The organism is Tenacibaculum sp. L6 (genome assembly GCF_028823685.1).
Classification (GTDB): domain Bacteria; phylum Bacteroidota; class Bacteroidia; order Flavobacteriales; family Flavobacteriaceae; genus Polaribacter.
The window spans coordinates 1-3771 of sequence record NZ_JAPEHZ010000103.1 but is presented as its reverse complement, the minus strand read 5'-3'; the positions used below and the strand labels follow the sequence as shown (position 1 = coordinate 3771).

The window sequence follows — 3771 nt, the reverse complement described above, 5'->3', positions numbered from 1 at the left end:
ACGCCCGCAACTGGTTAAGGCTTCTTTGTATGCTCCTGTATGCCTTGGTGCGTTCAGTCCTGTTGCATATCGTTTGACTGAAATGTTAAACGTCGTGTACTTAGGGTGGTCGTTTAAGATTTTTGAGATTCTATAAATAACCTCCGTATTGTTTTCTTTTTTTGCCTGTGTTACTAATCTTTCTAACGTACTTCGGCTAACTTCTTTGCCGTCTAAGGCTTGAAATTTTTGTATGGTATTCATCTTATTTTTTCTTTTTCTTTTTAGCTTTTGTATATATCACATAGCTGATAAGGGCTATGCCTGCAATACTTCCTAGTAGCGGTGCTACCTTTTTTTTTTGAGGTCAACACCAAACTTATGGGCTAGTGCAAACACTCTCCCTGTCCAACTCGTTGCAAAGTATTGGTAGTCTTTTAAGCGTTTGTAATAGGCGAGACGTTCTTTTCCTATGCGCTCAAAGAGTTGTTTGGCATCTACCGAGTTAATGGCTTTGACAGTATTAGATCCTATGACATAATCTACCTGTAGGTTTTTGCCAAAGTATCGGTTTAAAGAGCGTTGCACGATACCTGCGGTTACTCTTGGATTGGCGTTTATCGCATGGTCGACTATCATTTCTGCCACTGCCTGACTACGGATGCTATCGGCTTGCATTTTGTCCCAAAACTCATTTTTAAAAAGGATGTGGGCTTCTATTTTGGTAAGGCTTTTCATATCGCTGATACTCGGAGGTCTTCCTAGTACCTTTTCATAGAATTTAGCGGAAATTCCGTGATTAGTTCCAACTCGTTCTTTTTTTGAATTGTAGTTTCCTTTGTCGTTTTTTAGGTTTTGATACCCGCCCTCTGCTTGTTCTAAAGAGGGTTTGAATGCTTCATAGCTTGCCATTTTCTTTTTTTCTTTTTTTAAAATTGTACGGTTCGTGTGTTCCCTAAAGTGGCTACGTCCAGTTCAAAACGCAACGCCTTTATAAAGTCCTGTTGCTTTTTTTGAAGCTCCTCAAAAACCAATTGTCCTACGGTGAGTACAGGCAGGTTAATGTGCGTGGGTGGTAACTGGTACATACCGCCACTAGGAATGCTAATTTTGTGGGTATTTAGCTTGGTAAAGGCTAATTGTTTCCCTGTCTTCTTTTCATAGATTCGTAGCTCTTTTGCGCTTATAAATCCTGTATTGATGTTCAAATGTTCCTTTGTTGGGTTTCGTAATTGTATGTCTAGTTCTAAGGCGATGTGTTGCCATGAGAGCTGCACATTTCTAATTCCTGAAACACGAAACTGTAATTGTTCTATTATACGGGTCAGTTGGGCTTTCTTTTGGCTGATAAAAGTGGCTAGGGTTACCAAGCCAATGCCCGCTCCAACGACCCATAGTTTTCTTGTGTTCATTCGTGGTTTTAGGTTGTTTTGACGATTCCATAGACCATGCCTGCAAGCACTAAGAGCAGTACCCAAACCCACATGGGCAATCGGTGTGTTGTTGTTTGCTCTTTTCGCTCTTGTTTTTTCTTTTTGTACTGGCTCGTTGATGTACTATCCCGCTGTTTGGTAATCACTTCCTTGGTAGCGCCTATGGTACTGCGTATCTCAAACCCTTGGGCTTGGGTGTCGTAGCGAACGCTATAGCTGTTTGTACCGCTTTGTTTGCTACTGGCAAAGTGTTGTAATTTTTGATTGACGAGGCTGTCTAGTAAAGTATCTCCAGTGGCAACCTTTATAAATATTTTGTCTTGAATAGCGCTATTGATAGTGATGCTCTGTACGCTATCTTTTTGTACATAAACACTATCTACTTGGGTTCCTAAACTATGTGTCTTACTATGTTTGGTTGTCCCACACGCTGTAATCAGTAGTAATAAAACAATACTGAGTATTTTAAATGTCTTTTCCATATTTTGTGATGTATTTGTCGAGTTCTTTTTGTTGTTTGGCTACGATGCTGTGTAGCTTTGTGTTCATGTGTTCCAATTGTTCGATATACTGATGTAATGAACCGATACGAGCCATAAAATCACTTTTAATGCTTTCTATCATTTCTGCATTGATGTCAAAGGCTCGTTTGTAATTCTCTAGCTTTTGTAAATCGGCTTTGTAACGTCTTTCTAAGGCTAGGTTTTTGGCTTCTTGGTGGCGTATCTTCCGCATTTTAAAGCCTGCGAAAAAGGAAAAAAACAGTCCTAAAATACCTGTGATTTTTTCCCAGTGCATGAGTATAAATTCCATTAGGTCGTTGTTTTGTTTTATTCTTTTTCTTATCCTTGGCAATCGCATACACAAACAGTAAGCCTAACAGTCCCATACTGGCATAGATATAATTGTTATCTCCTTTCTTATTAGCGGTTATCACTACTTCTGATAGTAGTTCCGAGCTTTCCTGCAACGTGATGGTGGCAGGTAGTTTTGAGGCTGCTATTTGTAGGGTATCATAGCCCACAAAGGAAATGTGTATCACATCGGTAGGACTGGCATACAATTGAAATGCTCCGTTTGCATCGGGTGTTGTTCCTTTTTTGGTTTGGGTATTGTACACATTGACAAGCCCTGCTTCAAAGGGTTTTCCTGTGCTTCCGTTGATAATGATTCCGCTGATTAATTGTTGTGCTGTTGTATTCATCGTACATCCGCAATTTTTTTTCGTGTCAAATTCTTCTTGGGCTTGTTGGGTGTCGGGACATGCCAACCCGTAAATTGGTAAACTTGCTTCCATTGTTCTTTTTCATTTTTTTTTGTTTAAAAGGGCATGTCTGCGCTTTGTACTCGTTGTTTGATTTGGTGGTATAATTGCCTGTCCCACGTCTCTGAAATTTCTGCTTTAAGCCAGTAGATTAAATCGTAATCGTCCGCAAGCTTTTTATCGAGCCATACCGTTGGGGTTTTGCCTCCCATGCGTTTTCTCCTGCCAAAGATTTTATACACGAGTCTAAAGTCATCGCCTGTTTGTAGTTTGTCAAAGACTTGTTTTACTTTGGCTTCATCGGTGGCAGGAAGTCCAAAAGCGGTGTCGTTAAAAGCATCTAGTAAGGACTTGGCTAAAATCTTCGCTTGTTCTTTATTGATGCTTAGCTTTCCTGTGTTGATATGTAGGTCTGCTTCGATATGGTCGTCTGCTACATCTTGAAAGACTTCGGTTACCGCATCGGCTGATTGTTTGAGTCTTTTGTATAGGAAATACGCTACGACACTTCCGCCTGCTACTATCAGTAGTGGTTTATTGGCTAGTAAAAAGGCACTGGCTTCATTGGCTTTGCTTACCGCTTTTTTAGCGTTGTTTCGGGTGGCAACTTTTGATACACTTGTTTTCTTTTTCATCGCTTTTTTTTCTCCTGTATCTTGTGTTGTTGCTTTCTACTTCAAAAAGCTCTTGACTGCTCCGTATTTTATCGGACATGCAAAGTAGCTTTGTGCTTCTTTATGACTGGATAGCTCTGCTAGGCGTATCAATACTTTTTCTGGTAATTTTTCTAATTGGGCAATGGCTTCTTTTTTAGTTTGTATCTTCATGGTGTTCTTGTTGTTGTTCGATAATCTGTGCTACTTGTGTGATTAAATCTTCTTGCCAGTTGTCAAGCAAATAGTTAAAAAACATCACTTGTTCGTCGGTGGCAGTGGGAAGCTTTTGTACAAAGGCTTTTTGTATGGGCGAAACATTCGGGCTTGCTAACTGGCTCGGGTGTCCTACGGCATTGCCTCCTGAAGCTTCTAAGATTTTAGGAAGCATCCCGCCCAAGGTTTCCATGGTCTTTTCAAAGGCGGGGGTTTCTAAAAAGCT

General features: G+C 40.4%; 9 protein-coding genes. All 9 read right to left on the bottom strand.

Annotated features, from left to right (window positions below):
• Positions 1-243 (bottom strand): hypothetical protein (locus OU788_RS11860; protein ID WP_274635362.1); only part of this gene is annotated, 243 nt, incomplete at its 3' end.
• 84 nt (positions 244-327) lie between these two features.
• The gene (locus tag OU788_RS11855) at positions 328-891 is read right to left on the bottom strand and encodes a glycoside hydrolase family 108 protein (protein WP_274635361.1); all 564 of its coding nucleotides are present in this window, start codon (positions 889-891) and stop codon (positions 328-330) included.
• 17 nt (positions 892-908) lie between these two features.
• Positions 909-1391 (bottom strand): hypothetical protein, encoded by a 483-nt coding sequence (locus OU788_RS11850; protein WP_274635360.1) that lies wholly within the window; start codon positions 1389-1391, stop codon positions 909-911.
• Positions 1392-1399: 8 nt separating this feature from the next.
• Positions 1400-1894: a hypothetical protein gene (locus OU788_RS11845; RefSeq protein ID WP_274635359.1), complete on the bottom strand. Its 495-nt coding sequence runs from the start codon at positions 1892-1894 to the stop codon at positions 1400-1402.
• Entirely contained in the window at positions 1878-2147 is a 270-nt protein-coding gene (locus OU788_RS11840) for a hypothetical protein (RefSeq protein ID WP_274635358.1), read from the bottom strand. Before OU788_RS11840 ends, OU788_RS11845 begins: the two co-directional genes overlap by 17 nt.
• 1 nt (position 2148) lies before the next feature.
• Positions 2149-2709, bottom strand: a complete 561-nt coding sequence (locus OU788_RS11835; RefSeq protein WP_274635357.1) for a carboxypeptidase-like regulatory domain-containing protein — start codon at positions 2707-2709, stop codon at positions 2149-2151.
• A gap of 23 nt (positions 2710-2732) precedes the next feature.
• The gene (locus OU788_RS11830) at positions 2733-3311 is read right to left on the bottom strand and encodes a hypothetical protein (RefSeq protein ID WP_274635356.1); all 579 of its coding nucleotides are present in this window, start codon (positions 3309-3311) and stop codon (positions 2733-2735) included.
• Between the two features lie 36 nt (positions 3312-3347).
• The gene (locus OU788_RS11825; protein ID WP_274635355.1) at positions 3348-3503 is read right to left on the bottom strand and encodes a hypothetical protein; all 156 of its coding nucleotides are present in this window, start codon (positions 3501-3503) and stop codon (positions 3348-3350) included.
• A partial coding sequence (locus OU788_RS11820) for a hypothetical protein (protein WP_274635354.1) occupies positions 3487-3771 on the bottom strand: 285 nt, incomplete at its 5' end. The genes OU788_RS11820 and OU788_RS11825, both read right to left, overlap by 17 nt.

Excerpts from the sequence above, each read along its gene's own strand:
- OU788_RS11825 (WP_274635355.1), bottom strand. The coding sequence starts at position 3,503 with ATGAAGATACAAACTAAAAAAGAAGCCATTGCCCAATTAGAAAAATTA.
- OU788_RS11855 (WP_274635361.1), bottom strand. The coding sequence starts at position 891 with ATGGCAAGCTATGAAGCATTCAAACCCTCTTTAGAACAAGCAGAGGGC.
- OU788_RS11845 (WP_274635359.1), bottom strand. The coding sequence starts at position 1,894 with ATGGAAAAGACATTTAAAATACTCAGTATTGTTTTATTACTACTGATT.
- OU788_RS11835 (WP_274635357.1), bottom strand. The coding sequence starts at position 2,709 with ATGGAAGCAAGTTTACCAATTTACGGGTTGGCATGTCCCGACACCCAA.
- OU788_RS11840 (WP_274635358.1), bottom strand. The coding sequence starts at position 2,147 with ATGCGGAAGATACGCCACCAAGAAGCCAAAAACCTAGCCTTAGAAAGA.
- OU788_RS11850 (WP_274635360.1), bottom strand. The coding sequence starts at position 1,391 with ATGAACACAAGAAAACTATGGGTCGTTGGAGCGGGCATTGGCTTGGTA.
- OU788_RS11830 (WP_274635356.1), bottom strand. The coding sequence starts at position 3,311 with ATGAAAAAGAAAACAAGTGTATCAAAAGTTGCCACCCGAAACAACGCT.